The following is a 26,566-nucleotide window of genomic DNA, read 5'->3' on the forward strand; positions in this document are numbered from 1 at the left end:
CTCGGTACGCGCCTGGGGCGGTCCGGTTTCTTGGCCGGGGGGTGTCGCGTCGGTCTTGGGCAGCTCAGAACGCGCCTGGGGCGGTTCTGTTTCCCGGCCGGGGGGCTTTGCATCGGTCCTGGGAGGCTCGGTACGCCTCTCGGGTGGTTCTGTTTCCCCGCCGGGGGGCTTCGCGTCTGCCCCGGGCAGCACTCCACGCGACCCGGGCGGCACGGCACGCGCCCCCGGGGGCACGGCGTCCGTCCCCGCCGGTCGGCCCGCCCCGCTTCCCACTGGTCGGCCCATCCCGTTTCCCGCCGGTCGGTCCGACCCGTTTGCCGCCGGTCGGTCCGCCCCGTTACCCCTCGGTCGGCCCGTGCCGTTTCCCGTCGTTCGCATCGTCGTCACGTCCCTCGGGCCGCCAGGACCGCTCCGAGATCGAGCCCACGGGCCCGGTCCGTGTCCTCCCGGTACTTCAGGACGGACCCGAGCGTCGCCACGGCCAGTTCCGCGTCGACCTCGTTCGCGCCCAGCGCGTCGAGCGCCTCGGCCCAGTCGATGGTCTCGGCGACACCGGGCGGCTTGAGCAGGTCCGCGCCCCGCAGGGCCTGCACCAGCGCGGTGACCTGCTCGGCCAGCCGCGCCGACACCTCCGGCAGCCGACGCCGCACGATGGCGAGTTCCCGGGCGAAGGTGGGGTGGTCGAACCAGTGGTACAGGCACCGCCGCTTCAGCGCGTCGTGCACCTCCCTGGTCCGGTTCGAGGTCAGCACGACCACGGGCGGCTCCTCGGCGCGCAGCGTGCCCAGCTCGGGGATCGTGACGGAGTACTCGGACAGCAGCTCCAGCAGGAACGCCTCGAACTCGTCGTCGGACCGGTCGATCTCGTCGACCAGCAGCACCGACGGCTGGGTCTGGAGGGCGCGCAGCAGCGGCCGGGCGATGAGGAAGCGCCGGTCGTACAGCTCGCTCTCCAGCCGGTCCGCGTCCTGCACGCCGGCCGCCTCGGCGGCCCTCAGGTGCAGCAGCTGGCGCGGGAAGTCCCAGTCGTACAGCGCCTGGGAGGCGTCGATGCCCTCGTGGCACTGCAGCCGGATCAGCGGGGCGCCGAGCGCCTCGGCGAGGGCGGTCGCGAGCGCGGTCTTCCCCACGCCCGCGTCGCCCTCGCAGAAGAGCGGCCGGTGCAGCCGCAGGGCCAGGAAGCAGGTGACGGCCAGCCCGTCGTCGACGAGGTACCCCGTCTCCTCCAGGCGGGCCCGCACCTGCTCCGGGTCGTCCATCCGGGTGATCGGCGCTCACCCCATTCCGGTGGCGGTCAGGACCGCCCGCTCGGTCAGCACGCGCGCGAGGTGCTCCCGGTACTCGGGCGAGCCGGACAGATCCTGCGAGGGCTGGGTGCCCTCGGCCGCGGCCTCGGCGGCCCGGGCGACGGCTCCCGGATCGTCGGCGCCCGCGAGCGCCTCCTCGGCCGCCGTGGCCCGCAGCGGGGTCGAGCCCATGTTGGTGAGCCCGATACGCGCCTCGGTGATACCCCCGCCGTCCCGCCGCACCAGGGCGGCGACGCCGACGATGGCCCAGGACTGGGCCACCTGGTGGAACTTCTCGTAGTGGAAGGTCCAGCCGTCCGTCTCGGGGACCTTGGGGACGCGCACCTCCACCAGCAGCTCGTCGGGCGACAGCGCGGACTGGAGGTAGTCGACGAAGAACTCCCGGGCCGGGATCGTGCGCCGGCCCCCCGGTCCGGCGGCGACCAGTTCCGCGTCCAGGGCCAGCGCCACGGCCGGCAGGTCCCCCGCCGGGTCGGCGTGCGCGAGGGAGCCGCCGAGGGTGCCCCGGTGCCGTACGGCCGGGTCGGCGACGGTGGCGGTCGCCTCCGCCAGCAGTCCGGCGTGCCGGCGGACCAGCGGGTCGCGGATCACGTCGTGGTGCGTGGTCATCGCGCCGATGACGAGCGCCTCGCCGTCCTCGCGGACCCCGCGCAGCTCGGGGATCCGGCCCACGTCCACGACGAGTTCCGGGAAGGCCAGCCGCAGCCGCAGCAGCGGCAGCAGGCTCTGCCCGCCGGCCAGCACCTTCGCGTCCTCGCCGGCGTCCGCGAGCATCCGCACCGCCTGGTCCACGCTCATCGGACGCGCGTACTCGAATGCGGGAGGAATCATGCCGAGGCCTCATTTCCAGACGGGCCGGCCGCACCGGACCTGGCCGAGCGGATCGTCTCCCACACGCGCTGCGGCGAACACGGCATCCGCACGTCCCGCACGCCCAGCGGCCTGAGCGCGTCCACCACGGCGTTCACGACGGCCGGCGTCGAGGCGATCGTCCCCGCCTCCCCGACCCCCTTGACCCCCAGGGGGTTGGAGACCGCGGGCGTCTCCGTCCGGTCGGTCACGAAGTCCGGCAGGTCCGCCGCCGACGGTACGAGATAGTCGGCCATGGTGCCGGAGACGAGGTTGCCCTGGTCGTCGTACACGGCCTCCTCGTACAGCGCCTGCGCGATGCCCTGGGCGAGTCCGCCGTGCACCTGGCCCTCGACGATCATCGGGTTGACGACCCGGCCGACGTCGTCGACGCAGACGTACGACCGGATCCGCGTCCGCCCGGTCTCCGTGTCGACCTCCACCGCGCACAGGTGGGTGCCGTGCGGGTAGGAGAAGTTCTCCGGGTCGGCGAGGTGACCGGCGTTGATGCTGGGTTCCATGCCGTCGGGCAGGTCGTGCGAGGTGAACGTCTCGAAGGCGATCTCCTGGATGGTCCTACGGGCCTCCGGGGAGCCCTTCACGGAGAAGACGCCGTTCGTGAACTCCAGGTCCTGCTCGCTCGCCTCCAGCAGGTGCGCGGCGACCTTCCGGGCCTTGTCGACCACCTTCGTCGCCGCCCGGTACACGGCCTCGCCGCCCACCACCAGCGACCGCGAGCCGTAGGTGTCCATGCCCTGCGGGGCCGCCTTGGTGTCGCCGTGGACCACCTCGACGTCCTCGAACGGCACGCCCAGCACGTCGGCCGCGATCTGGCTCCAGCACGTCACATGACCCTGCCCGTGCGGACTGGTGCCGGTGACGACCTCGACCTTGCCGGTGGGCAGCATGCGGATGCTCGCCGCCTCCCAGCCGCCGGCCGCGTACCTCAGGTCGCGCAGCACCCGGCTCGGCGCCAGCCCGCACATCTCGGTGAAGGTCGACACGCCGATGCCGAGGCGTACGGGGTCGCCGCGCTCGTTGCGTTTGTGCTGCTCGGCGCGCAGGTCGTCGTACCCGAACAGGGCCAGGGCCTTCTCGGTCGCGGCCTCGTAGTTGCCGCTGTCGTAGGTCAGCCCGGCGACGGTGGTGTACGGGAACTCCTCGTGCCGGATCCAGTTCCGGCGCCTCAGCTCGACCGGGTCCAGGCCGAGTTCGGCGGCCAGTTCGTCCATGATCCGCTCGATGGCGAAGGTGGCCTCCGGGCGGCCGGCGCCGCGGTAGGCGTCGGTGGGGGTGCGGGTCGTGAAGACGCCGGTGCAGGTGAACTCGTAGGCGTCCATCTTGTAGATCGCCGGGTACATGAAGGCGCCGAGGATCGGGATGCCCGGAGTGACCAGCATGAGATAGGCGCCCATGTCGGCGATCAGGTCCACCTTCAGGCCGAGCAGCCGGCCCTCCCGGGTGGCGGCGACCTCGATGTCCTGGATCATGCCGCGCCCGTGGTGGGTCGCGAGATAGCCCTCGGAGCGGGACTCGGTCCACTTCACCGGCCGGCCCAGCCGCCGCGCCACCGCGAGGGCGAGGGCCTCCTCGCCGTAGACCTGGAGTTTCGAGCCGAAGCCGCCGCCGACGTCCGGGGCGATCACCCGAAGCTTCTGCTCGGGGATCCCGGTGACCGTCGCGAGCATGATCCGCAGGATGTGCGGGATCTGGGTCGCCGAGTACACGGTGTACTCGCCGGAGGCGGGGAGCGGGGTGACGACGACCGCGCGCGGTTCCATCGCGTTGGGGATGAGCCGCTGCTGGTGGTAGCGGCGCCGGACCGTCACGTCGGCGCGCTCGCGGACCGACTCGAAGCTGTCGCCGGTCGCCAGCGGCCACACGTAGCAGCGGTTGGTGCCCTTGTCGGCGTGGACCAGCGGGGCGTCCTCGGCGAGCGCGGCCTCCAGGTCGAGCACCGGGGGCAGCGGCTCGTAGTCGACCTCGACCGCCTCCAGCGCGTCGGCGGCGGCGTACCGGTCGCGGGCCACCACGACCGCCACCGGGTCACCGGCGTAGCGGACCTCGTCGACGGCGATCGGCGGGTGGTCGGGCAGCACGATGTCCTCGGTGACCGGCCAGGCGCAGGGCAGCGAGCCCATCCCCTCGGCGAGGTCTGCGCCGCTGAACGCGGCGACGACACCGGGGCGTTCGAGAGCGGGGGAGACGTCCACACGGGTGATCCGGGCGTGGGCCATCGGGCTGCGCAGGACGGCCAGGTGCAGCAGCCCGGCGACCTGGATGTTGTCGGTCCAGTTGGTCTGCCCCGTGATCAGCCGGGCGTCCTCCTTGCGTGGCCGGGCGCGGCCGACCTCGGGTTCCACGGCCTGATCGGTCATCGGGTGACCTCCTCGGCGACCTCTTGGGCTCCTTGGGCCGATTGGGCTTCTTGGGCCTCTTGCCCGGAGGCGGCGAGCACCGCGCGGACGATGTTCTGGTACCCCGTGCACCGGCAGAGGTTGCCCTCCAGGGCCTGGCGGACCTCCTCGGAGGTGGGCCGCGGGTTCTCCCGCAGCAGATCCCGTGCCGCCATGATCATCCCCGGGGTGCAGTAGCCGCACTGCAGACCGTGCCGCTCGTGGAAGGCCCGCTGCAGCGGCGTCCACTCGCCGTCCTGGGCCAGCCCCTGGACCGTGGTCACCTCGCTCCCGTCCGCCTGGACGGCCAGCACCGAGCAGCTCTTGACGGTCGCCCCGTCGAGATCGACGGTGCACGCCCCGCAGTTGGAGGTGTCGCAGCCGATCGGGGTCCCGGTGAGGCCGAGGCGGTCGCGCAGGTAGTGGACCAGGAGGAGACGGGGCTCCACGTCGTCCTCGTACGTCGTGCCGTCCACGAGCACCTTGATATGGGTCATGTGCCCTCCAGACCGTGCGGGCGGGAGCGTGGGAAGAGCGGGGACAATTCAGACCAGCGTGACGTAGGTCACTCTAGGGCCGCGCCGTGGAGGCGGCGAGTGCTGCGACCGGGTTTTGTTGAGGATTAATCCATTGCCGAGGTGGGGGCGGCCCTGCTGCACTGCCGGGACCCGACGTCACACGGAGAGGACCTCAGATGCGCACTGCGTGCATGTCCACCCAGGAAGGAATCCCACCCATGCCGAAGGACATCACGCTCAGTGCCTCTGCTCAATCTCGGAATCCTCGCCCATGTCGACGCCGGTAAGACCAGCCTGACCGAACGGCTGCTGCACTCCGCCGGAGTGACCGACGAGATCGGCAGCGTCGACGCCGGCAGCACCCGGACGGACACCCTCGCGCTGGAGCGGCAGCGCGGCATCACCATCAAGTCGGCGGTCGTGTCGTTCCCGCTCGACTCGGTGACCGTCAACCTCATCGACACCCCCGGCCACCCCGACTTCATCGCCGAGGTGGAGCGCGTCCTCGGCGTGCTCGACGGCGCCGTCCTGGTCGTCTCGGCCGTCGAGGGCGTCCAGGCGCAGACCAGGGTGCTCATGCGCACCCTGCGACGGCTGCGCATCCCCACCCTCGTCTTCGTCAACAAGATCGACCGGCGCGGTGCCCGCGACCAGGCCCTGCTCCACGAGATGGCCCGCAGGCTCGCCGTACCGCTGGTCCCGATGGGAACGGCGGCCGGGCTCGGCACCCGCGCCGCCCGCTTCGTCCCCGGGCTCGGCCCGACCGCGCTGGACGCGCTCGCCGACCACGACGACGACCTGCTCGCCGCCTACGTCAACGGCGGTGTGTCCCGCCGGCGCCTGCGTGCCGCCCTGGCCGGACAGACCCGCGAGGCCCTGGTCCACCCGGTCTACTTCGGCTCCGCCATCACCGGTGCCGGAGTCACCGAGCTGATGAGCGGCATCGAGCAGCTCCTGCCCACCGCCGACGGCGACCCGGACGGCCCGCTGTCCGGCACGGTGTTCAAGGTCGAACGCGGCCCGGCCGGCGAGAAGATCGCCTACGCGCGGATCTTCACCGGCACCCTGCGCGTACGCGACCGCGTCCCGTTCGGGGACGGTCGCGAGGTGTCCGGGAGCGGTCGTGGGCTGTCCGGGGACGGCCGTGGGGTTCGTGGGGACGGCCGTGGGGTGTTCGATGACGGCCGTGGGGCGTTCGGGGGCGGTCGCAGGGCGTTCGAGGATGGCCGTGAGGAGGGCCGGGTCACCGCGCTCACCGTCTTCGACCAGGGTGCGGACCCGCGCCAGGACAGCGTGGCGGCGGGCCGGATCGCCAAGGTGTGGGGCCTCGGCGGCATCCGGATCGGCGACGCGCTCGGGCTGCCGGGAAAGGCGCCCGAGCACCACTTCGCGCCGCCCACCCTGGAGACCGTCGTCGTGCCCGGCCCCGGCACCGACCGGCGCTCCCTCCACCTCGCCCTCACCCAGCTGGCCGAACAGGACCCGCTCATCGGCGTCCGCCACGACGAACTGCGCGGGGAGACCTCCGTCTCGCTCTACGGCGAGGTGCAGAAGGAGGTCGTCCAGGCCACCCTCGCCGACGAGTACGGCCTTGACGTCACCTTCCGGGAGACCACCACCCTGTGCATCGAACGCCCGGTCGGCAGCGGGCGGGCCGTGGAGTTCAACAAGAAGGACCCCAACCCCTTCCTCGCGACCGTCGGCCTGCGCGTCGACCCCGCCCCGACCGGAGCGGGCGTGGAGTTCCGGCTGGAGGTGGAGCTCGGGTCCATGCCGTACGCCTTCTTCAAGGCCGTCGAGGACACCGTCCGCGAGACCCTCGGCCAGGGGCTGCACGGCTGGCAGGTCACCGACTGCACCGTCACCATGACCCACTCCGGCTACTCGCCCCGGCAGAGCCACGCCCACCAGGGCTTCGACAAGAGCATGTCCAGCACCGGCTACGACTTCCGGGGCGTGACCCCGCTGGTCCTGGTCGAGGCGCTGCGCCGGGCGGGCACCCTGGTGTACGAGCCGATGCACCGCTTCCGCCTCGAGGCCCCGGCGGACACGCTCGGCGCCCTGCTGCCGGTGCTCGCCCGGCTGGGCGCGGTACCGGAGACGACCGGCACGCACGGCCAGGCCTGCGTTCTGGAGGGTGCGGTGCCCGCCGCCCGCGTCCACGAACTGGAGCAGCGGCTGCCCGGACTGACGCGGGGCGAGGGCGAGCTGGAGACCGCGTTCGACCACTACGCGCCCATCACCAGGGGCCCGGTCCCCGAGCGGCCGCGCACCGACCACAACCCGCTGAACCGGAAGGAGTATCTGCTGAACGTGACGCGCCGGGTGGGTGATTGAGCCACGAAGTTGGTTGGCTTTGGCTGGCTGGTCAGAGCTCTGACTGAGAGTCGATCGCTGACTGATAGTCACCTTACTTCTGAGTCAGCAGTATTGACGCTCTCCCCGTGTCCCCGGACCGTGGAGTGCATGTCCACCGTCAGGGCGCGTCTGTTTCTTGTCCTGGTCGTCCTCTGCGGACTCCTGACGGCGGCGGGCACCCGGCCCGCCACCGCCGGCACCCCCACCACCCCCCTCAACCCCACCACCCACGCCGCACCCTCCGACTCCCTCTGGTTCGACGGCGCCCCGCTCACCGTCCGGAACGGCCGCTTCACCGATGGCCAAGGCCGCGAGATCGTGCTGCGCGGCTACAACGTCTCCGGCGAGACCAAGCTGGAGGAGAACGGCGGCCTGCCCTTCGCATCGGTCGCCGACGCCCGCACGTCGGCGACCGCGCTGCGCGCCCTGGGCGGCGGCAACGCGGTCCGCTTCCTGCTCTCCTGGGCGCACGCCGAACCCGTGCGCGGCCAGACGGACACCGCCTACCTGGCCGCCGTCACGGAGCAGATGCGCGCCTTCCTGGACGCCGGCATCCGGGTGTACCCGGACTTCCACCAGGACCTCTACTCCCGCCACCTCTTCAACACCGGCAGCTGGTACACGGGCGACGGCGCCCCCAAGTGGGCGGTGGATGCGGGGAGTTATCCGAAGGAGTACTGCGGGATCTGCCTCTTCTGGGGGCAGAACATCACCCAGAACGCGGCCGTGCAGAAGGCCCAGTACGACTTCTGGCACAACGCGCACGGCCTCCAGGACGCCTTTTTGACCACGGCCCAGTCGGCCATGACGTACCTCCGACAGCACCTCGACGAGGGCGAGTTCGCCGGCATCGTCGGCTTCGACCCGTACAACGAGCCGTACGCGGGCAGCTACGACTCCGGGCAGACCTCCCGTGTCTGGGAGCGCGACTTGCTATGGCCGTTCTACGCGAAGTTCCGCGCCCGTATGGACGCGGCCGGCTGGCAGGACAAACCCGCCCTCGTCGAGCCCAACCTCTTCTGGAATGCGAACATCTCCACCCAGAAGCAGGAGGGCGGCCTGCTGGACGCGGGCACGCTCGGCCCCCGCTATGTCTTCAACACCCACTTCTACGACCAGAAGGCCATCTCCGGCATCCTGATGTGGGGCAAGGCGGCCGACGGACAGTACGCCTCCGACTTCGGCGCCGTCCGCGATCGCGCCTCGGCGGCCGGGACCGCCGCCGTGGTCAGCGAGTTCGGGCACCCGCTGTCCGGCACGGTCTCCGACAAGGCGCCCACCGTGCTCAAGGCGATGTACCAGGCGCTCGACTCCCGTATCTCCGGGGCGAGTTGGTGGACGAACCCGGCCGCCTCCGGTCCCGTGCTGTCCGGCTCGCAGTGGCAGTGGGACCTCTACAGCGGCCGCCACCACGAACTGATGAACGGCAACCCGGACAAGGTCCGCACGACCGGCGACGCCTGGAACGACGAGGACCTCTCCGCCGTCCGGCTCGACGACTCAGGACACGCGACCCTCCGTCAGGACGGTCGCCTCCTCGACCGGGTCTACCCGAGCGCCACCGCCGGCACCGCCCTGGCCTTCACCTACGAGGACCGTTCCCGGGACGGCTCGACCACGCTGACCTGGAACCCGGTGCCGAGCGCGCTGCCGAACGTGGCACGGCTGGTGGGGTCGGGTCAGTACGGGCTGCTGGTGTGGCGCTCCGGCAACGGCACCGCACCCACCGAACTGCACCTCCCGGCCACCTTCCCCACCTCGGCGACCACCGTCGTCTCCGACCTGGGCACGGCCTACGGGCCGCCTGCCTACGGCCCCTCCACCCCGCTCGGCGTGGCCCCCGAACCGGGCGGCACCGGCAGCCGACGGCTGCTGCTCACCGGCACCGGCACCGGCACCGGGACCGAGGCCGGCACAGGCGCCCTGCACTACGCCCTGGTGACCAACGGGGCCACGGCGCCCTCGGCGGACCTGCTGGGCGCGGCGCGGTCCGAGCTGGCCGCCTGGGCGGCGGCGCGCTTCTGACAGGCGGGGGCACGGCCTCCGGGGCGAGTGGGGGCACCCCGGAGGCCGTACGACAAAGGCTCAGCTTCCGGCCGGGCCGGTCCAGTCGGACTGGACGTGCCCCAGGCGGACGCGCTGCGGGTGGTCGCCGACCGGGACGGACGTCACCTTGCGGCCGGTGGCGAAGTCGATCGCCGTGACCTGGTCGGCGCCGCTCTCGGAGACGACGCAGTCCTTGCCGTCACCGCTGACCGTGGCCCAGTACGGTTTGGACGTGGTGACCAGCGGGCCCTCCTGGAGGGAGGCCCGGTCGACCACGGTGGCGTAGTCGTCCATGGTGCCCGCGACGCACAGCTTGGTGCCCTCGGGGTTCATCGAAAGGCCGTGGTGGCGCGAGTCGTTGACCCAGGTGGTGCGGTCCTCGCTGGTGGCCGGGTTCTTCGGCAGCGTCTTCATCCGGGTGATCTTGTCGGCGGCGACGTCGTACTCCAGGAAGCCGTTGAAGAACGACACCTGGAAGTACAGCTTCGACTCGTCCGGGGAGAAGACGGCCGGACGTACGGCGTCGGAGAAGGTCTTCAGCCCGTAGGCGTCCAGCCGCTGCCGCATGTCGATGACCTTGACCTGCTTGTACGTCGTCGCGTCCACGACCGTGATGTGCCGGTCGCCCTTCGTCCAGTCCCAGACCGGGTCGTCCAGGGCGGTGTTGACGTCCCCGATGGACATGTTCCAGATGTACTTGCCGTCCTTGCTGAAGATGTTCTCGTGCGGCTTGTCGCCGGTCGCGAACGACCCCAGCTGTTGACCGGTGTTGATGTCCAGCACGTGCACGGTGTTCGCGGTCGAAGCGGAGACGGCCACGCGGGTGCCGTCCGGCGAGACCGCCATGTGGTCGGCGCGGTAACCGGCCACCGGGAAACGCCAGTTGACCTTCCCGGACGCCAGGTCGATGGAGACGACATCGGCGAAGCTCGGCCGGGAGACCACGACCGACCGGCCGTCCGGGGTGGAGTACATGTCGTCGGCGAACTGGTCGTGGCCCTCGCCGACGCCGTTGCGGATCGCCATGAAGTAGATCCACTTGATGGGGTCGGCGTTGATCTCCGCCATCCGCTGGTCCTTGTCGGGGATGACGTTGATCCGGCCGACCTTCGCGAAGTTGCCGGAGGACTTGATGACGTCGGCGGTGCCGTCCCAGTTGTTGCCCACGAACAGCACCTCGCGCAAATCCGCGGCACCGGACGAGGCGGACGGTTCAGCGGAGGCGGCGGATGCTGCGGGGGCGGCGGAGGCGGCGGTCGCCGGGACGGCGACGGTCAGGGCGAGGGCGGCGGCCACGGAGCACAGGTGCCTGGTTCTGGAGGCAGGCATGACTGCTCTCTTTCCTCGGGAGAATCTGAACACGGGCGCTTTCACAGTGAACTTACTGAAAAGTAAGGAAGGGGCGGCCTTCTCGACAAGATGTGTGCACGACAGGATTGGGGTACCGGTGGTGAGGGGATCGGGGCACCGGTGGGCGGACGGTGGATGGACGGAACGGAGGGGGATGCGTGACGGGCAGACTCAGGGCAGCGACGGGCCGCTACGGCGGCAGGTCCGCCGAGGAGCGGCAGGCCGAGCGGCGCCGCCGCTTCCTCGACGCGGCGCTCCGGCTGTTCGGCGACACCCCCGGCTACCGCACCACGACGGTCGCCGCGCTGAGCCAGGCCGCGGGCCTGTCCACCCGCCAGTTCTACGAGGAGTTCCGCACCCTGGAGGACGTCCTCGCCGCGCTGCACCTGGAGGTCAACGGCTGGGCGGAGCAGGCCGTGCTCGACGCCCTCGCGGCGGCCGAGGGGCTGCCGCTCGCCGAGCGGGTCGCCGTGCTGTTCCACGCCTACGCCCGCGACGTCACCTCCGACCCGCGCCGTATCCGCATCGCCTTCGTGGAGATCATCGGCGTCAGCCCCCGCCTGGAGGAGCAGCGGCTCGCCCGCCGGGCCCGCTGGGTCGACCTGATCCGCGCCGAGGCCGACGCCGCCGTGGACCGCGGCGAGGCGGCCCCGCGCGACTACCGGCTCGCGGCCACGGCCTTCATCGGCAGCGTCAACGGCCTCCTGCACGACTGGAGCGCCGGCTGGGTGGACGCGAGCCTCGACGAGGTCGTCGACGAACTCGTGCGTCAGCTGCTGGGCCTGCTGCGGCCGGAGGGCTGGCGCCCCGAGGCCGGGTGAAGCTCCTCCCGCTTCACGTCGTCCCAGGTCAGCAGCCGTACGACCGCCGGTCGCGGGTCGTTCGGCGCGCGCGATCCGCCCGGAGCTGGTGTGCTGGACCGAGGCCGTGTAGGGCCCGACTGGGGCCGTCGAGGGGCCTTCGTACCCGTTCTCCGGAGAGGCGCATGAGTACCTATCGAGTCGCGCAGGTGACCGCCGCCGGCGGCACGTTCGAGCTGGTCGAGCGAGAGGTGCCGCAGCCAGGGCCCGGCGAGGTGAGGATCGCCGTGGAGGCCTGCGGGATCTGCCACAGCGATGCCATCTTCGTGAACGCGGCAGTGCCGGGCGTGATGTTCCCGGTGGTGCCCGGGCACGAGGTCGCCGGGCGTGTCGAGGAGCTGGGCGCGGGAGTCGGCGACCGGGGCTGGCAGGTCGGAGACCGGGTGACGGTCGGCTGGTTCGGCGGCAGCTGCGGTTACTGCACACAGTGCCGCAAGGGCGACTTCATCGTGTGCGAGCGCCTGAAGGTTCCCGGGTGGGCCTACGACGGCGGCTTCGCCGAGAAGATGATCGCGCCCTGCGACGCGCTGGCCCGCATCCCGGACGCGCTGTCGGCGGTCGACGCCGGGCCCATGGCCTGCGCGGGCGTGACCACGTTCAACGGCCTGCGGCGCAGCTCCGCGCGGCCGGGGGACCGGGTCGCCGTCGTCGGTCTCGGCGGCCTCGGACACCTCGGCGTGCAGTACGCGGTCGCGATGGGCTTCGAGACCGTGGCGATCGCCCGTGGCCCCGAGAAGGCCGACTTCGCCAAACAGATCGGCGCCCACCACTACGTCGACAGCACCTCCGGCACCCCCGTCGCCGAGGCACTGCAGGCCCTGGGCGGAGCCGATGTCGTCCTGGCCACCGCAGGGAACTCCGAGGCCATGGCCGCCACCTTGGACGGCCTCGCCCCGCGCGGACAGCTCGTGGTGATCGGGGCGGACGCCGAGCCGATGCCCATCACCCCCTTCCAGCTGATCATGGCCGCCCGTGGCGTCCACGGCCACCCGTCCGGCACCGCGCAGGACGTGCAGGACACCATGGAGTTCAGCGCCCTGCACAACATCCGCCCGATGACCGAGCTCGTGCCGCTGGACCGCGCGGAGGAGGCGTACCAGAAGATGATGGCCGGCAAGGCCCGCTACCGGATGGTGCTGACCCCGGGGTGAGGCCACCGGCTGCCGACGACTGGCGGCACTGGTTGAGGCCGCCAGTCGGGGCTGCCGGGTGAAGGCCGCCGTTTGGGGCTGCCCGGCGAAGGGCGGCGAGGGCCGACAGGGCCATACGAGGGTCGGCGAGGGTCAGCCGCCCAGCGCGTTCACCGCGTTCAGCACCGGTGTCACGCCGTCCTCCGCGCGGATGCGCTCGCCGAGCGCCCGGGCCCGTGCGCCGTACGACGCCTCGCGCGTCGCCCGGCGCGGGGCCGTGGCCAGGGCCTCCACGGTGAGTCCGCGCAGGGGTACCGCGGCCGGGGCCACGCCCAGTGACACCAGCCGCGCGGCCCAGAACCTCTCGTCGAACTGGATGGGTACCGGCACCGCCGGCACCCCCGCGCGCAGCCCCGCCGCGGTCGTGCCGGCCCCGGCGTGGTGGATCACGGCGGCCATCCTCGGGAACAGCGCCGCGTGCGGCACCTCGCCGATGGTCAGCATGTCGTCGCCGTCCGCCGCGAGGCCGCCCCAGCCGCGCTGGATCACCCCGCGCAGCCCGGCCCGCCGCAGTGCCGCCACGACCTGCGCGCTGAGCCGGCCGGCGTCCGGCACGGTGGCGCTGCCCAACCCGACGAACACCGGCGGCGGCCCCGCTTCGATGAACTCCTCGACGGCGCACGGCAGTCCGGGCTCGACGTCGTACGGCCACCAGTAGCCGCACACGCCCAGACCCGGCCGCCAGTCCCGGGGCCGGGGCACCACCAGCGGGCTGAAACCGTGATGCACCGGCCACAGCCGGCGCTCCACGGCGAGGTTCACGCCGTGCCCGGCGAGCCGGTTGCCGGGCGCGCCGAAGGTTCCGCCGCCGAGCACCGGGGGTGCGAACTCCCGGGCGGGGGCCAGCGGTTGAAGGTACAGGCCCATGCTCGGCAGCCGCAGCCCCTCGGCGATGGCGTGCCCGAGTGGGGCCAGCGACGCCGACAGCAGCAGCACGTCGCTCTGCCGCGCCGCCGCCAGCAGGTCGTCGGTCATCCGCCCGACCAGCCGCCGGGCCAGCTCGACCACCCGCACCAGCTTCCCGGTGCCGCTGGCGCTGCGGTGCAGCCCCCGGCCCCGGGGCGACTCCAACTCCGCGCGCGGATCGACCGGCAGTGGGTGGAATCCCACCCCGGAGCCCGCCACGAGCGGCTCGAAGCAGCCGTGCGTGACCAGTGTCACCTGGTGCCCGGCCCGGCGTAGGGGGGGCACGTCACCCCGCCGCCATGATCGCAACCCGAATGGCGGGCAGTATGGCGGGACTGCGGCCCGCGCAGGCCCAACTCCGCGACCGCGACGGCCAGGAGAACCGGAACAGGGCCGTCACCCGGCCGCGCGTGGCTTGGCCCGTCCGGGTGGACCCCGTCGTCGTACGCCCCCGGAATGATCGAAAACCGTCCGGCCTCCGGCGAGCATGGGGCCGGCGGGACCGCGGAGGTCTCCGCGCACGCGCATCCGAGCGGAGACACACATGCTCAGCAGGCTCACCACGACTGGCGGGGTACGTCAACCGGGGCGGCTCGCCGCCCTGCTGACGGCATGTCTGCTGGCGAGCGCCATGACCGTACCGTCGTCCCGCGCCGCGGAACACCGGGCGGACGAGACCACCGTCTCCCAGGACACCCTCCGCACCGGCTGGGACGCGAACGAACCGGGCCTCGCGCCCGACCAGGTCTCCAGCTCCGACTTCGGCCAGCAGTTCTCCACCACCGTGGACGGCCAGGTCTACGCCCAGCCGCTGGTCGTGGGCTCGAGGGTCATCGTGGCCACCGAGAACAACAAGGTGTACGGGCTCAACTCGGCGACCGGCGCGATCAACTGGACGAAGGACCTGGGCCCCGCCTGGCCCGCGTCCGCCATCGGCTGCGGTGACCTGACCCCGAACATCGGCGTCACCTCGACCCCGGTGTACGACTCGGCCACCGGCACCGTGTATCTGACCTCGAAGGTCAACGACGGCGCCGACGCCCAGCACCCCAACTGGTACGTGCACGCTCTGGACGCCTCCAGCGGCGCCGAACGCAGCGGCTGGCCGGTGAAGGTGGCGGGCGCACCGGTCAACGACCCGGCCCACCCCTTCAACGCGTTCACCGCGGGCCAGCGTCCCGGTCTGCTCCTGATGGGCGGTTCGGTCTACGTGGCCTTCGCCTCCCACTGCGACCACGACCCGTACGTCGGCTACGTCCTGGGCGTCAACACCTCCACCCGGAGCACCACGCTGTGGGCCACCGAGAACTCCGCCGCCAACGGCAGGGCCGGAATCTGGATGAGCGGCGGCGGCCTCGTCTCCGACGGCCCCGGCCGGATCATCCTCTCGACCGGCAACGGCATCAGCCCGGCACCGGGTCCGGGTTCGCAACCACCGGGACAGTTGTCCGAGTCCGTCGTCCGCCTCGGCGTCAACAGCGACGGCACCATGTCCGCCCAGGACTTCTTCAGCCCGAGCGACGCCCCCACCCTCGACCAGAACGACAGGGACCTCGGCTCCGGCGGCCCGGTCGCGCTGCCCGCGCCCACGTTCGGTACCGCCCAGCACCCCCACCTGCTCGTCCAGATCGGCAAGGACGGACGCCTGTTCCTGCTCGACCGCGACAACCTCGGCGGACGCAACCAGGGCCCGAACGGCACCGACAAGGTCGTCGGCACCTTCGGACCGTACGAGGGCGTGTGGGGACACCCCGCGGCGTACGGCGGCGAGGGCGGCTACGTCTACACCGTCGGCAACGGCGGCCCCCTGCGCGCCTTCTCCTACGGCCTCTCCGGCAGCGGCCAGCCCACACTGACCAACACCGGCTCCAGTACCGGCACCTTCGGCTACACCTCCGGCTCGCCCGTGATCACCTCCACCGGCACGACCCCGGGATCGGCCGTGGCCTGGTCGATCTACGCCGGTGGCTCCAACGGTGCCAACGGGCAGCTGCGTGCCTACAACGCCGTACCGGCGAACGGGACGCTGAAGATGCTGTGGTCCGCGCCGATCGGCACCGCTTCCAAGTTCAGCGTGCCGGCCACCGACGGCGGACGCGTCTACGTCGGCACCCGGGACGGGAAGGTGCTGGCCTTCGGCCGCCCCTCCACCACCGCGCTGACCGGTAACGCGGTGGACTTCGGCCAGGTGGCCGTGGGGTCCACCGGTCGGGCCACGGCGACCGTGACCGCGACCCGGGACGTGACCATCAACGGGGTCAGCACACCTGCGGGCAGTCAGTTCTCCGCCGCACCCACCGGGCTGCCCCGCACCCTGCGGACCGGCGACACCTACTCCGTACCGGTCTCCTTCTCGCCCACCAGGCAAGGACCGGACAACGCCGTGCTCACCTTCTCGACCAATCTCGGTGACAACGGCCTCGGCCTGACCGGATACGGCACGCAGCCCGGCCTGCACGCCACACCGTCCCAGCTCAACTTCGGCACGGTCGCCACGACGACGTCCAAGACCCTGGGCGTCAGCTTCACCAACACCGGGACCGAACCCGAGACCGTCACGTCGAGCGCCCCGCCGAACGCCCCCTTCAGCGCCGCCGGCCTGCCCGCCAACGGCACCGTCGTCCAGCCCCAGCAGTCCTTCACCGTGCAGGTGAAGTACGCCCCGACCGCCGCCGGCAACAACACGGGGACGTTGTCGGTCACCGGGCAGCACGGCACGGCCACCGTGAACCTGACCGGCACGGCGGTCACCGGCCAGGCCCACCTGACCATCACGCCCACGTCGACCGACTTCGGATCGGTCCCGGTCGGCCAGTCGGTCACCAAGACGTTCGACATCAGCAACACCGGCAACATCCCGCTGACCATCACCAAGGCCAAGGCACCCGCGGCCCCCTTCAACGTCACCACCCCGATCAGCGAGGGCCAGGTCCTCGGCCCGGACGACGTGGTGCACCAGGCGGTCACCTTCTCCCCGACCTCGGTCGGCGCGGCCAGCGGCCTCTACGAACTCACCGCCGACGACGGCAGCGGACCGCACAACGAGACCCTGACGGGCACCGGAACCACGGGCACCAGGGTGACGGTTCCGGCGCCCGGAGCAGGCGGCTGGCAGCTCAACGGATCCGCCCAGCTCTCCGGCGGCGACCTCCAGCTCACCCAGGCGACCGCCAATCAGGCGGGCTCGGGCGTCTTCCCGGTACCCGTCCTCACCGATGGCCTGGCCGCCTCCTTCACCACCGTCATCGGCGGCGGCACCGGCGCCGACGGCCTCACCTTCAGCCTGCTCGACCCGGCCAAGGCCACGCCCAAGGCGCTCGGCGGGAAGGGCGGCGGGCTCGGCTGGTCCGGGGTGCCCGGCGTGGCGGTCACCTTCGATACGTACCGCAACGGGAACGATCCCTCGGCGAACTTCGTCGGCATCGCCACCGCGGGAAGCGGTTCATCCCTGACGTACGCCTCGACCACCACGGCCGTGCCCAACCTCCGCTCGGGCCCGCACGCGGTCGCCGTGTCCGTCTCCGGGAAGACCCTCACCGTCTCCATGGACGGCACCCAGGTGCTGAAGACCACGGTGGCGTCGCTGACGCCGACGGCGTACCTGGCCTTCACCGGCGGCACCGGCGACAGCACCGACATCCACACCGTGCGGAACGTGGCCCTCAGCGCCAACTCCTACGCGGTGCCGCCGCCCGGGCCCAACGGCTGGACGTACAACGGCACGGCCGCCCTGTCCGGCACCGACCTGGTCCTCACCCAGGCCGTGACCGACGCCAAGGGATCCGGCATCCAGAGCACTGCCGTGCCGTCCGCCCGGCTGCGGGCCAGCTTCACCGCCACGATCGGCGGCGGCAGTGGCGCCGACGGCCTCGCCCTGCTCCTCCTCGACGCCTCCCAAGCGACCCCGACGGCGCTGGGCGTGGGCGGCGGCGGGCTCGGCTACGCGGGGCTGCCCGGCATCGCGGTCGCCCTGGACACCCACAGGAACAGCACCGAGCCGTCGAGCAACTTCGTGGGTGTGGCCACCGGCGGTACCACGCTCCCGAACTACGTCGCCACCTCGACCGCGGTGCCCAACCTGCGGACCGGCACGCACACCGTCGTCGTGACCGTGACCAGCGCGGGACACCTGCTGGTGAGCATCGACGGCACCCAGGTCATCGACAAGGCGGTGACCCTGCCGAAGAACGTGCTGGTCGGCTTCTCCGGCGCCACCGGCGGCCTGACCGACAAGCACAGCGTCTCCGGCGTCACGATCGGATACTGACGGTGGGGGAGCCGATCGTCCGCCGAGGGCACGAGGAGAAGACCACATGCGTGGACCGCTGACCTGCTTCCTGGCCGCCGCGGCCGTCGCCACGTGCCTCGGCGCCGCCGCCCCCGCCACGGCACCCGAGCCACCGCCGCTGACTCTCATGGTCGGCGACAGCCAGACCATGGGCCCGGTCTACACGGACCCCGACGGCCACACCGTCTACCGGTACGACCGGGAGACGGCGACCGGAACCGTTGCCTGTACCGGCGCGTGCACCGTCACCCGCAAGCCCCTGCTCGCCCAGCCCGGCACCGAACTCCGGCTGCCTCCCGGCCTCGCGGGCACCCTCGGCACGGTCACCCGGCCCGACGGCCCCGGCCGGCAGGTCACCTACGACGGCTCTCCGCTGTACACGTACACCGGCGACACCCAGCCGGCCGACACCGTCGGAGTGAACCTCGACTGGCATGTCATCGCCCCCCGGGATGCCTGATCCGGAGGAAAGGCCCTGGCCGAGTGCGGCGCCGGGACGCGCTGATCAGTCCCCGAGCTGTCGGGCGGCCGCGTCGACGGTCTGCTCCAGCAGCGTCGCGATCGTCATCGGGCCGACCCCGCCCGGCACCGGCGTGATCAGCGAGGCGCGCTCCACCGCCGAGTCGAAGTCGACGTCACCGACGTTCCCCGGGTTGTAACCGGCGTCGACGACCACCGCGCCCGGCTTGATGTCCTGACCCCGGATCAGCCGCGGCCGGCCCACGGCGGCGACCACGATGTCCGCCTCGCGGACCGCGGCCGACAGGTCGGCGGTGCGCGAGTGGCAGTACGTCACCGTGGCGTCCCGGCCCAGGAGCAGCATGCCCACCGGCTTGCCGAGGATCGCGCTGCGGCCCACCACCACGGCCCGCTTCCCGGCCGGGTCGACGTCGTACTCGTCGAGCAGCCGCATGATGCCGCCCGGCGTGCAGGAGACGAAACCCGGCAGGCCGAAGCTCATCGTCGCGAAGGACGCGAAGGTGACGCCGTCGACGTCCTTCTCCGGGGCGATCGCCTCGAACGCGGCCCGTTCGTCGATGTGGTCGCCCACCGGGTGCTGGAGCAGGATGCCGTGCACGGCCGGGTCGGCCGACAACTCCCGCAGCGCGCCGACGAGTTCGGCGGTGGTTGTGGTGGCGGGCAGCGCCACGTGCCGGGACTCGATGCCCGCCGTGCGGCAGCGGTTCTGCTTCATCCGGACGTACGTGACGGACGCCGGGTCCTCGCCGACCAGCACGGTGGCCAGACAGGGCGCGCTGCCCGTCCGCTCGGTGAGATCGGCGGCCTTCTTCGCGGTCTCCTCGACGACGCGGCGGGCGAGGGCGGTGCCGTCCATGAGGCGGGCCTGAGTCATCTGCGCTCCTGAGCTGGTTGACCTTCATCGCCCAGGCGCGCGGCATCCACCAAGGACCGCTCCCCGGTGGTACTCCACCTCAGCGCCAGTCACGGCCCGCGTACAGGGTAACCGAGGGCGCGGGCGGCGCTCAGTCCGCGTCAGAGGGCGGGAGTGCCGTGGGATCCGTCCCGGCGAGGAACGCGTCCGCCTGGGCGGCCAGCCGGTCCGCGCCGATCGCCCCGGCCCAGCGGGCGATCTCCGCCGCCAGCGCGACCGCGCCCGCCTCGTCGCCCGCGTCCCGGGCCAGCACGGCCAGCAGCAGCTGCTGGGAGAGGGTGCCGGGCACCGTGCCGGCCCGGGCGCCCAGCGCGGTGGCCCGCCGCCAGCGCTCCCCGGCCCGCTCGTCGTCGCCCGAGTCGTGGTCGTGGCCGCCGAGATGCCGCAGCGCCTCGCGGGCCAGCAGACCGTCGGCGCCGTCGTCCCCGGCACGCAGCGCGGCCGAGTAGAGCGGGGCGGCGGCCGCCTGGTCGGCGAAGTGGTTCTCCGTGATCAGCCCGCGGTACATCGACGCCCAGCCCCGCCGCACCGCGTCCGGGGCGCTGTCGTACAACTCCCGCGCACGGTCGAGGAGGGCGGCGAGCGCCTCGGGGTCCTTGCCGGCCGGGCCGATGCGCAGCGTGCCGTCGACGAGGAGCAGCCGGCCGTAGGTGTGCCTGAGCCGGAGGAAGCCGGTGTCCCAGTCGCCGTCCGGGAACTCCTTCTCGGCCGCCTCGATCCGCTCGGCCGCGGTGTCCGTCCCGGCGAACCAGTCCCGGTCCAGGGCGACTTCGGCCGCGGCCCGGGTGATCCGTGCGCGGGCGGCGGACTCGTCGGTGCCGGCCGCGTCGAGCAGCCGCGCGGCCCGCTCCCAGCGGCCCGCGACACTCAACTCGCGAGCGGAATCGAGGAGTTCATCGAGGTCGACGAAGGTGTGCGTTTCAGAGGTCATGCCGGGCAAGGTAGTTATACGAAAAATGATCCACAAGAAAACTGATCCAGAGGAAAACTACTGTGGGAGGCAGGAAGTGCGGGACTCGGTGGACCGGCATGTGGCCGTCTGGGCACGGGAACTGGAGTGGCTGGACCCGGTCAAGGAGGCGATCATCGCCCGGCTGGCGATCCTGGCCCGGCACACCGCCCAGGTCCGCCGGGACGTCCTGGACTCCGACGGCCTGAAGTACGGGCAGTACAAGGTGCTGTTGATGCTCCGCAGGTCCGGACCGCCGTACGAGTCCAGCCCCTCGGCGCTCGCCGACCGGCTCGGGCTGACCCGGGGCGCCCTGTCGGCGCGGCTCGGCCCCGTCGAGGAGGCCGGCCTGATCACCCGCGTCCACGAGACCGGCGACCGCCGGCGGGTACGGGTGCGGCTCACCGACGCCGGCCATGCCGCGTTCGCGGCGCACGCGGCAGCGGAGGATGAGGGTGAGGGTGCGCTGCTCGCAGCACTGACCGAAGAAGAGCGGCGGACGCTCGCAGACCTGCTGCGGAAACTGGTACTGGCTGCCGAGGGCGGGGCGGACGCGCCCTACCCAGCCCCGCCCGGGCCGGGAAGGTCCAGGTCAGCCGGGAGGTGACCTGGACCCTCGCGGCCTTCCTTCCTACTCGTCCCACGCCTGGATCAGGATCTGCTCGGCGATCTTCCCGTCACGCAACGTGATCATCGACTCGGCGAGGACTCGGGTGCCGTCCTCGTACTCGCAGGACTCGGTGAAGGCGGCGTGGTCGCCCTGGATGACGCACTGGTCGAGGTGGTGGGTCATGTCACGGCTGTAGACGTCGTCGAGCATCTCGGCTATCTGGCCGCGGCCCTGCAGGATCTTGGGATGGCTCGGCTGGCTGTTGCGGTCGATGATGCGGATCTGCGCGTTGTCCGCGTACAGGGCCAGCAGCGTGTTCCCGGTGTTGCCCTCTATGCCCCGGCGCAGTGTGTCGGTGTCGAAGGTGGAGCCTGTCGCGGTTCCCATCGGGACCTCCTTCCGGCGCCCGCGGCCCGGCCGAAGCGGACCGCACGGGCCCACCTCCGAGACTCCTCCGCCCCGGCGGCCACGGCAAGCGCAGGCCAGGTGCTCCGCCTCACGGGTGAGCGCCGGCCGGCGCCCGTGTCCGACCGGCGTCCGCCGCCGTTGCTGAAGGCATGATCTCAACACGACGTATCGTCGCCGCCGTCGGTCTGGCCGTCGGTGTCACCGGCCTCGCCGCACCGCTGGCGAACGCGGCCGACGCGGGCGCACCGAACACCGGGCAGATCAACCCGATGACCATGCTGGACTCGCTCGCCGTCAGCGACATCCCCGCGGAGCACAGGGCCGAGGTCCCCAGCGTCACCGAGCAGGTGCGCGGGCTGAACCAGGTCGGCGACCTGAACCAGCTGAACCAGCTGCACCAGCTCACCGACCTCGTGGCACCCGTGACCGGCCTGCTCCCCGCGGTCGAGGCCTGAACCGTCCGCCTGCCGGGTCTCCGTCGACATACCCGATCCGCCCGCGCACCCGAGGGCCGTCCCCGCGCCGGGGCGGCCCTCACCGCTGCCCGACCAGGGTCTCCTCGCCACCGGCGGTCGGCCGGAAAGATCCACTGCCGCCGTCGTGTCCGTGCCGCTACCGATCGGTCGCGCGTAGGGTCGGAACCGAAGGCAATTCGACGAAGAGGGGCCAGGCCATGGCGCAGGAAGTACGCGGCGTGATCGCACCGGGCAAGGACGAACCCGTACGGGTCGAGACGATCGTGGTCCCGGATCCGGGGCCCGGCGAAGCCGTCGTACGCGTCCAGGCCTGCGGGGTCTGTCACACCGATCTGCACTACAAACAGGGCGGTATCACCGACGAGTTCCCGTTCCTGCTCGGCCACGAGGCCGCCGGTGTCGTGGAGTCGGTAGGCGAGGGAGTCACCGATGTGGCACCGGGCGACTTCGTCGTCCTCAACTGGCGTGCGGTGTGCGGGAACTGCCGGGCCTGCCTGCGCGGCCGGCCCTGGTACTGCTTCAACACCCACAACGCGAAGCAGAAGATGACCCTCGCCGCCACCGGGCAGGAGCTCTCCCCGGCCCTCGGCATCGGCGCCTTCGCCGAGAAGACGCTCGTCGCGGCCGGCCAGTGCACCAAGGTCGACCCGGCCGTCTCCCCGGCCGTGGCAGGGCTGCTCGGCTGCGGCGTGATGGCCGGCCTCGGCGCCGCGATCAACACCGGGAACGTCGGCCGCGGCGACAGCGTCGCCGTCATCGGCTGCGGCGGGGTCGGCGACGCGGCCGTCGCCGGATCCCGCCTGGCCGGCGCGGCGAGGATCATCGCCGTCGACATCGACGACCGCAAGCTGGAGAAGGCCCGGGCCCTCGGCGCCACCCACACCGTCAACTCCAAGGACACCGACCCGGTCGAGGCCATCCGCGAGCTGACCGGCGGCTTCGGCGCCGACGTCGTGATCGAGGCGGTCGGCCGCCCCGAGACGTACCAGCAGGCCTTCTACGCCCGCGACCTGGCCGGCACCGTCGTCCTCGTCGGCGTCCCCACGCCCGAGATGAAGCTCGAACTGCCCCTGCTGGACGTCTTCGGCCGCGGCGGCGCCCTCAAGTCCTCCTGGTACGGCGACTGCCTGCCCTCCCGTGACTTCCCCATGCTGATCGACCTGCATCTGCAGGGCCGCCTGCCGCTGGACGCGTTCGTCTCCGAGACCATCCAGCTCGACGAGGTGGAGAAGGCGTTCGACCGGATGCACCGCGGCGAGGTGCTGCGCTCGGTGGTGGTGCTGTGATGACCACCCGCATCGAACGCCTCGTCACCACCGGCCAGTTCACCCTCGACGGGGGCACCTGGGACGTCGAGAACAACGTGTGGATCGTCGGCGACGAACGTGAGGTGATCGTCATCGACGCCGCCCACGACGCCGAGGCCATCGCCGAGGCCGTGGCCGACCGCCGGCTCACCGCCATCGTCTGCACCCACGCCCACAACGACCACATCGACGCCGCGCCCGCCCTCGCCGGCCTCACCGGCGCCACCATCTGGCTCCACCCCGACGACCTGCCGCTGTGGAAGCTCACCCACCCGCACCGCGAGCCGGACCGTCATCTGGTCGACGGCCAGGTCCTCGAGACCGCCGGCGCCGACCTCACCGTCCTGCACACCCCTGGTCACTCCTTCGGGGCGGTCTGCCTGTACGACCCCGGGCTGGGCGTCGTCTTCACCGGCGACACCCTCTTCAAGGGCGGCCCGGGCGCCACGGGACGCTCGTACTCCGACTTCCCGACGATCATCGAGTCCATCCGCGAGCGCCTCCTCACCCTCCCGCCGGACACCAAGGTCCTCACCGGCCACGGGGAGTCCACCACCATCGGCGCCGAGGCACCCCACCTGGAGGAGTGGATCGCGCGCGGGCACTAGGGCGCGTATCGGGCCCCGCTGCCGCCGGGGAGTATCGGTCCCCGCTGCCGCCCGGGGAGCGGGGCTCGTGCGCCCCCGGCGCGGTGTCGGCCCGCGGTCTCAGACGAGGGCGACGACCAGCAGGGTGAAGGCGGCGATGATGACGGCGACGCGGACGTAGTGGTAGCGGTCCCAGCGGCGCAGCTGCTGCTTCCAGTCGGCGGGCCGGTTCTCGGGGGTCCAGGTCTTGTTCCGGTTGTTGATCGGGACGAGCAGCAGGATCGACATGACCACGCTGACGATCAGCAGGCCGGCGGCGGTGACGACGAGCCCGGCGCCGTGATGGTGCCATCCGGCGACGGCCCAGATCGCGCTGAGGACGAGCGAGCCGATGTACCAGAACGGCATCAGGGCGCCGAGCATCCGGCCGCCGTGGGCGTGGCCGAGCTGGCCGCTGTCCTCGGGAAGGGCGTCGAGGATCCGGTTCATGATGAAGGCGACGGAGAACTCCACCCCCACCATCAGGCCGACGACCACGGTGGTGAAGACCTCGAGTGCGTTGAGTATGATGACCCCTCCTGATATCTAGCATTGCTAGCCGATGAGGCAACGCTAGTACTACTGTCGCTCGCTTGTCTAGCACTGCTAGGATCGACTCATGTCGGTACAGGAACGCAAGCAGCGCGAACGGGCGGACCGCGAGCGCCTCATCGTGGCGGCGGCCCGCGAACTCGCCGAGCAGCAGGGCTGGGACGCGGTCACCACCCGCCGGCTCGCCGAGCGCATCGAGTACAGCCAGCCCGTCCTCTACAGCCACTTCCGCGGCAAGCGCGAGATCATCGGTGCCGTCGCCCTCAAGGGCGCCACCGAGATGGCCGCGGCACTGCGGGCCGCGACCGTCGGCGCGGAAGGCCCGCGCGAGCGGGTCGCCGCCCTGGCCCGCGCCTACCTCGACTTCGCCGAGCGCAACCCGGCGGTCTACGACGCCATCTTCCAGCTCGACGGCGGCCTGGCGTACGCGCAGGAGGACACCCCGGAGCCTCTGAAGGACGCCTTCGCCGCGCTGATGGAGACCCTCGCCGAGGTCGCCGGGAACGGCATCGACCCGGGGCTGTTCACCGAGGTGTTCTGGGCGTCCCTGCACGGGATCGCCACCCTGACCCGCGCGGGCCGCCTGCTGCCCGAGTACGCCGAGCCGAGGGTGGAACTGCTGGTGGACCGGCTCGCCGTGATCTGACAGACCGTCCCAACGGGTGCCGCGGTGCTCATCGATCACGACCCGATAGATACGCGCCCTGGCCCGAATCCCGGGGGCACCCGCCGGGATTATTCGCGGGCACCCGTCGGACGGCCGGTCCTAGGATCGCCGCCATGACCGCACAGATGATCGACACGCTCCACGGCACACGCGTCCTGCGCTGCGCCCCCGACGGCCCGCCCCTGGACGGGGAGGGCGCGGCGCTCGACCTGATCGGCGACGCGTACGGGCACGACGTACAGCTGATCGCGGTGCCCGTGGAGCGGATCCCGGACGCGTTCTTCCAGCTGCGGTCCGGCGTCGCGGGCGCGGTCGTCCAGAAGTTCGTGAACTACCGCCTGTGCCTCGCCGTCCGCGGCGACATCTCCCGCCACGTCGCCGAGAGCACCGCCCTGCGGGACTTCGTGTACGAGTCCAATCAGGGGAACCAGCTGTGGTTCCTCGGGGGCGTCGAAGAGCTGGACGAGCGACTCCGGAAGTAAAGACGACAGAAGATGTCCGGCTTACCCGTGACGGTGGAGGACGACAGCAGTCGTACCGCACGGGAGGTCGGACATGTCAGGGCCGCTTGAGGGCAGGGTCGCGCTGGTCGCCGGGGCGACCCGGGGCGCCGGACGGGGGATCGCCGAGGAACTCGGTGCGGCCGGCGCCACCGTCTACGTCACCGGCCGCAGCACCCGCGCCCGCCGCTCCGAGTACGACCGCCCCGAGACCATCGAGGACACCGCCGACCTCGTCACCGCGGCCGGCGGACACGGCATCGCCGTCGCCGTCGACCACCTGGACAGGTCCGCCGTACGGGGCCTTGTGGACCGCATCACCGGCGAACAGGGCCGCCTCGACGTCCTCGTGAACGACATCTGGGGCGGCGAGAAACTCTTCGAGTGGGACACGCCGGTGTGGGAGCACGACCTCGACAACGGGCTCCACCTGCTCCGGCTCGCCGTCGAAACCCATGCCGTCACCAGCCACTTCGCGCTGCCCCTCCTGCTTCGCCACCCCGGCGGCCTGGTCGTGGAGGTCACCGACGGCACCGCCGACTACAACCGCCACAACTACCGCGTGAACCTCTTCTACGACCTCGCCAAGGCCTCCGTGCTGCGCATGGCCTTCGCCCTCGGCCACGAAGTCGGCCCGCGCGGCGCCACCGCCGTCGCGCTGACCCCCGGCTGGCTGCGCTCGGAGATCATGCTCGACGCCTACGGCGTCCGCGAGGACAACTGGCGCGACGCCCTCGACCGCGAACCGCACTTCGCCATTTCCGAGACCCCGCGCTACGTCGGCCGCGCCGTCGCCGCCCTCGCCGCCGACCCCGACGTGGCCCGCCACAACGGACAGTCCCTCTCCAGCGGCGGCCTCGCCCGGACGTACGGCTTCACCGACCTGGACGGCAGCCGCCCCGACGCCTGGCGCTACCTGGTCGAGGTACAGGACGCGGGCAAACCGGCGGACGTGACGGGATACCGGTGACCGTCTCGACTAACGGACGCCGGAAAGCCGGAGGCCGGAC

General features: G+C 71.9%; 23 protein-coding genes and 1 riboswitch. Of the genes, 13 read left to right on the forward strand and 10 right to left on the reverse strand.

Annotation, left to right across the window (positions count from 1 at the left end; translation table 11 throughout):
- Window positions 1–383 precede the first annotated feature (383 nt).
- From ABZ865_RS21950 to ABZ865_RS21965, 4 genes are read right to left on the reverse strand one after another with little or no spacing between them, the layout of a single operon-like run.
- Window positions 384–1,259, reverse strand: coding sequence for a MoxR family ATPase (locus ABZ865_RS21950; protein ID WP_361232669.1), 876 nt, complete (start codon window positions 1,257–1,259; stop codon window positions 384–386).
- A 15-nt stretch (window positions 1,260–1,274) separates the two neighbouring features.
- Window positions 1,275–2,138, reverse strand: coding sequence for a xanthine dehydrogenase family protein subunit M (locus tag ABZ865_RS21955; RefSeq protein WP_361232672.1), 864 nt, complete (start codon window positions 2,136–2,138; stop codon window positions 1,275–1,277).
- Window positions 2,135–4,534 carry a xanthine dehydrogenase family protein molybdopterin-binding subunit gene (locus tag ABZ865_RS21960; RefSeq protein WP_361232675.1) on the reverse strand — a complete coding sequence of 800 codons (2,400 nt, stop codon included), beginning with the start codon at window positions 4,532–4,534 and terminating at the stop codon, window positions 2,135–2,137. Before ABZ865_RS21960 ends, ABZ865_RS21955 begins: the two co-directional genes overlap by 4 nt.
- Window positions 4,531–5,049 carry a (2Fe-2S)-binding protein gene (locus ABZ865_RS21965; RefSeq protein ID WP_361232678.1) on the reverse strand — a complete coding sequence of 173 codons (519 nt, stop codon included), beginning with the start codon at window positions 5,047–5,049 and terminating at the stop codon, window positions 4,531–4,533. The genes ABZ865_RS21960 and ABZ865_RS21965 overlap by 4 nt, the downstream gene beginning before the upstream one ends.
- Window positions 5,050–5,310: 261 nt before the next feature.
- Here ABZ865_RS21965 and ABZ865_RS21970 point away from each other — a divergent pair, with 261 nt between their 5' ends.
- Window positions 5,311–7,407 (forward strand): translation factor GTPase family protein, encoded by a 2,097-nt coding sequence (locus ABZ865_RS21970; protein WP_361232681.1) that lies wholly within the window; start codon window positions 5,311–5,313, stop codon window positions 7,405–7,407.
- A gap of 129 nt (window positions 7,408–7,536) precedes the next feature.
- Window positions 7,537–9,453, forward strand: coding sequence for a cellulase family glycosylhydrolase (locus ABZ865_RS21975; RefSeq protein WP_361232684.1), 1,917 nt, complete (start codon window positions 7,537–7,539; stop codon window positions 9,451–9,453).
- A 60-nt stretch (window positions 9,454–9,513) separates the two neighbouring features.
- Here ABZ865_RS21975 and ABZ865_RS21980 read toward each other — a convergent pair whose 3' ends face one another.
- Window positions 9,514–10,803 (reverse strand): YncE family protein, encoded by a 1,290-nt coding sequence (locus ABZ865_RS21980; protein WP_361232687.1) that lies wholly within the window; start codon window positions 10,801–10,803, stop codon window positions 9,514–9,516.
- 179 nt (window positions 10,804–10,982) lie between these two features.
- Between ABZ865_RS21980 and ABZ865_RS21985 the strand changes: the two genes are divergently transcribed.
- Window positions 10,983–11,645 carry a TetR/AcrR family transcriptional regulator gene (locus ABZ865_RS21985; protein ID WP_361232690.1) on the forward strand — a complete coding sequence of 221 codons (663 nt, stop codon included), beginning with the start codon at window positions 10,983–10,985 and terminating at the stop codon, window positions 11,643–11,645.
- 164 nt (window positions 11,646–11,809) lie between these two features.
- Entirely contained in the window at window positions 11,810–12,835 is a 1,026-nt protein-coding gene (locus tag ABZ865_RS21990; RefSeq protein ID WP_361232693.1) for an alcohol dehydrogenase, read from the forward strand.
- A 132-nt stretch (window positions 12,836–12,967) separates the two neighbouring features.
- On the opposite strand, the gene ABZ865_RS21995 is transcribed toward ABZ865_RS21990, so the two are convergent.
- Window positions 12,968–14,065 carry a glycosyltransferase gene (locus ABZ865_RS21995; protein WP_361232696.1) on the reverse strand — a complete coding sequence of 366 codons (1,098 nt, stop codon included), beginning with the start codon at window positions 14,063–14,065 and terminating at the stop codon, window positions 12,968–12,970.
- 259 nt (window positions 14,066–14,324) lie between these two features.
- Between ABZ865_RS21995 and ABZ865_RS22000 the strand changes: the two genes are divergently transcribed.
- Both ABZ865_RS22000 and ABZ865_RS22005 read left to right on the forward strand, forming a co-directional pair.
- Window positions 14,325–18,047 carry a choice-of-anchor D domain-containing protein gene (locus ABZ865_RS22000; protein ID WP_361232698.1) on the forward strand — a complete coding sequence of 1,241 codons (3,723 nt, stop codon included), beginning with the start codon at window positions 14,325–14,327 and terminating at the stop codon, window positions 18,045–18,047.
- Between the two features lie 46 nt (window positions 18,048–18,093).
- Window positions 18,094–18,528, forward strand: a complete 435-nt coding sequence (locus ABZ865_RS22005) for a hypothetical protein (protein ID WP_361232701.1) — start codon at window positions 18,094–18,096, stop codon at window positions 18,526–18,528.
- 45 nt (window positions 18,529–18,573) lie between these two features.
- Here ABZ865_RS22005 and ABZ865_RS22010 read toward each other — a convergent pair whose 3' ends face one another.
- Window positions 18,574–19,422: a bifunctional 5,10-methylenetetrahydrofolate dehydrogenase/5,10-methenyltetrahydrofolate cyclohydrolase gene (locus ABZ865_RS22010; RefSeq protein ID WP_361232704.1), complete on the reverse strand. Its 849-nt coding sequence runs from the start codon at window positions 19,420–19,422 to the stop codon at window positions 18,574–18,576.
- 22 nt (window positions 19,423–19,444) lie between these two features.
- Window positions 19,445–19,525: riboswitch (ZMP/ZTP riboswitch) on the reverse strand.
- 27 nt (window positions 19,526–19,552) lie between these two features.
- Window positions 19,553–20,392, reverse strand: coding sequence for a hypothetical protein (locus ABZ865_RS22015; protein WP_361232707.1), 840 nt, complete (start codon window positions 20,390–20,392; stop codon window positions 19,553–19,555).
- Window positions 20,393–20,468: 76 nt separating this feature from the next.
- On the opposite strand from ABZ865_RS22015, the gene ABZ865_RS22020 reads away from it, so the two are divergent.
- The gene (locus ABZ865_RS22020) at window positions 20,469–21,017 is read left to right on the forward strand and encodes a MarR family transcriptional regulator (protein ID WP_361232710.1); all 549 of its coding nucleotides are present in this window, start codon (window positions 20,469–20,471) and stop codon (window positions 21,015–21,017) included.
- Window positions 21,018–21,041: 24 nt separating this feature from the next.
- Here ABZ865_RS22020 and ABZ865_RS22025 read toward each other — a convergent pair whose 3' ends face one another.
- The gene (locus ABZ865_RS22025; protein ID WP_361232713.1) at window positions 21,042–21,407 is read right to left on the reverse strand and encodes a nuclear transport factor 2 family protein; all 366 of its coding nucleotides are present in this window, start codon (window positions 21,405–21,407) and stop codon (window positions 21,042–21,044) included.
- Between the two features lie 170 nt (window positions 21,408–21,577).
- Here ABZ865_RS22025 and ABZ865_RS22030 point away from each other — a divergent pair, with 170 nt between their 5' ends.
- From ABZ865_RS22030 to ABZ865_RS22040, 3 genes are all read left to right on the forward strand, one after another.
- Window positions 21,578–21,883, forward strand: coding sequence for a hypothetical protein (locus ABZ865_RS22030; RefSeq protein WP_361232717.1), 306 nt, complete (start codon window positions 21,578–21,580; stop codon window positions 21,881–21,883).
- 218 nt (window positions 21,884–22,101) lie between these two features.
- Window positions 22,102–23,190, forward strand: a complete 1,089-nt coding sequence (locus ABZ865_RS22035; RefSeq protein ID WP_361232720.1) for an S-(hydroxymethyl)mycothiol dehydrogenase — start codon at window positions 22,102–22,104, stop codon at window positions 23,188–23,190.
- Entirely contained in the window at window positions 23,190–23,819 is a 630-nt protein-coding gene (locus ABZ865_RS22040) for an MBL fold metallo-hydrolase (protein ID WP_361232723.1), read from the forward strand. The genes ABZ865_RS22035 and ABZ865_RS22040 overlap by 1 nt, the downstream gene beginning before the upstream one ends.
- Before the next feature lie 99 nt (window positions 23,820–23,918).
- Here ABZ865_RS22040 and ABZ865_RS22045 read toward each other — a convergent pair whose 3' ends face one another.
- Window positions 23,919–24,365 (reverse strand): DUF1772 domain-containing protein, encoded by a 447-nt coding sequence (locus tag ABZ865_RS22045; RefSeq protein ID WP_361233621.1) that lies wholly within the window; start codon window positions 24,363–24,365, stop codon window positions 23,919–23,921.
- A gap of 91 nt (window positions 24,366–24,456) precedes the next feature.
- On the opposite strand from ABZ865_RS22045, the gene ABZ865_RS22050 reads away from it, so the two are divergent.
- From ABZ865_RS22050 to ABZ865_RS22060, 3 genes are all read left to right on the forward strand, one after another.
- Window positions 24,457–25,035, forward strand: coding sequence for a TetR/AcrR family transcriptional regulator (locus ABZ865_RS22050; RefSeq protein ID WP_361232726.1), 579 nt, complete (start codon window positions 24,457–24,459; stop codon window positions 25,033–25,035).
- Between the two features lie 134 nt (window positions 25,036–25,169).
- Complete coding sequence (locus tag ABZ865_RS22055; RefSeq protein ID WP_361232729.1) at window positions 25,170–25,538, forward strand: DUF4180 domain-containing protein; 369 nt, start codon at window positions 25,170–25,172, stop codon at window positions 25,536–25,538.
- A gap of 73 nt (window positions 25,539–25,611) precedes the next feature.
- Window positions 25,612–26,526, forward strand: a complete 915-nt coding sequence (locus tag ABZ865_RS22060; protein WP_361232733.1) for an SDR family oxidoreductase — start codon at window positions 25,612–25,614, stop codon at window positions 26,524–26,526.
- Window positions 26,527–26,566 lie beyond the last annotated feature (40 nt).

Origin of the sequence: Streptomyces sp. NPDC047085 (assembly GCF_040643735.1) — a bacterium.
Classification (GTDB): domain Bacteria; phylum Actinomycetota; class Actinomycetes; order Streptomycetales; family Streptomycetaceae; genus Streptomyces.

Excerpts from the sequence above, each read along its gene's own strand:
- ABZ865_RS21950 (WP_361232669.1), bottom strand. The coding sequence starts at position 1,259 with ATGGACGACCCGGAGCAGGTGCGGGCCCGCCTGGAGGAGACGGGGTAC.
- ABZ865_RS21955 (WP_361232672.1), bottom strand. The coding sequence starts at position 2,138 with ATGATTCCTCCCGCATTCGAGTACGCGCGTCCGATGAGCGTGGACCAG.
- ABZ865_RS21960 (WP_361232675.1), bottom strand. The coding sequence starts at position 4,534 with ATGACCGATCAGGCCGTGGAACCCGAGGTCGGCCGCGCCCGGCCACGC.
- ABZ865_RS21965 (WP_361232678.1), bottom strand. The coding sequence starts at position 5,049 with ATGACCCATATCAAGGTGCTCGTGGACGGCACGACGTACGAGGACGAC.
- ABZ865_RS21975 (WP_361232684.1), top strand. The coding sequence starts at position 7,537 with ATGTCCACCGTCAGGGCGCGTCTGTTTCTTGTCCTGGTCGTCCTCTGC.
- ABZ865_RS21980 (WP_361232687.1), bottom strand. The coding sequence starts at position 10,803 with ATGCCTGCCTCCAGAACCAGGCACCTGTGCTCCGTGGCCGCCGCCCTC.
- ABZ865_RS21990 (WP_361232693.1), top strand. The coding sequence starts at position 11,810 with ATGAGTACCTATCGAGTCGCGCAGGTGACCGCCGCCGGCGGCACGTTC.
- ABZ865_RS22000 (WP_361232698.1), top strand. The coding sequence starts at position 14,325 with ATGCTCAGCAGGCTCACCACGACTGGCGGGGTACGTCAACCGGGGCGG.
- ABZ865_RS22005 (WP_361232701.1), top strand. The coding sequence starts at position 18,094 with ATGCGTGGACCGCTGACCTGCTTCCTGGCCGCCGCGGCCGTCGCCACG.
- ABZ865_RS22010 (WP_361232704.1), bottom strand. The coding sequence starts at position 19,422 with ATGACTCAGGCCCGCCTCATGGACGGCACCGCCCTCGCCCGCCGCGTC.
- ABZ865_RS22015 (WP_361232707.1), bottom strand. The coding sequence starts at position 20,392 with ATGACCTCTGAAACGCACACCTTCGTCGACCTCGATGAACTCCTCGAT.
- ABZ865_RS22025 (WP_361232713.1), bottom strand. The coding sequence starts at position 21,407 with ATGGGAACCGCGACAGGCTCCACCTTCGACACCGACACACTGCGCCGG.
- ABZ865_RS22030 (WP_361232717.1), top strand. The coding sequence starts at position 21,578 with ATGATCTCAACACGACGTATCGTCGCCGCCGTCGGTCTGGCCGTCGGT.
- ABZ865_RS22035 (WP_361232720.1), top strand. The coding sequence starts at position 22,102 with ATGGCGCAGGAAGTACGCGGCGTGATCGCACCGGGCAAGGACGAACCC.
- ABZ865_RS22040 (WP_361232723.1), top strand. The coding sequence starts at position 23,190 with ATGACCACCCGCATCGAACGCCTCGTCACCACCGGCCAGTTCACCCTC.
- ABZ865_RS22050 (WP_361232726.1), top strand. The coding sequence starts at position 24,457 with ATGTCGGTACAGGAACGCAAGCAGCGCGAACGGGCGGACCGCGAGCGC.
- ABZ865_RS22055 (WP_361232729.1), top strand. The coding sequence starts at position 25,170 with ATGACCGCACAGATGATCGACACGCTCCACGGCACACGCGTCCTGCGC.
- ABZ865_RS22060 (WP_361232733.1), top strand. The coding sequence starts at position 25,612 with ATGTCAGGGCCGCTTGAGGGCAGGGTCGCGCTGGTCGCCGGGGCGACC.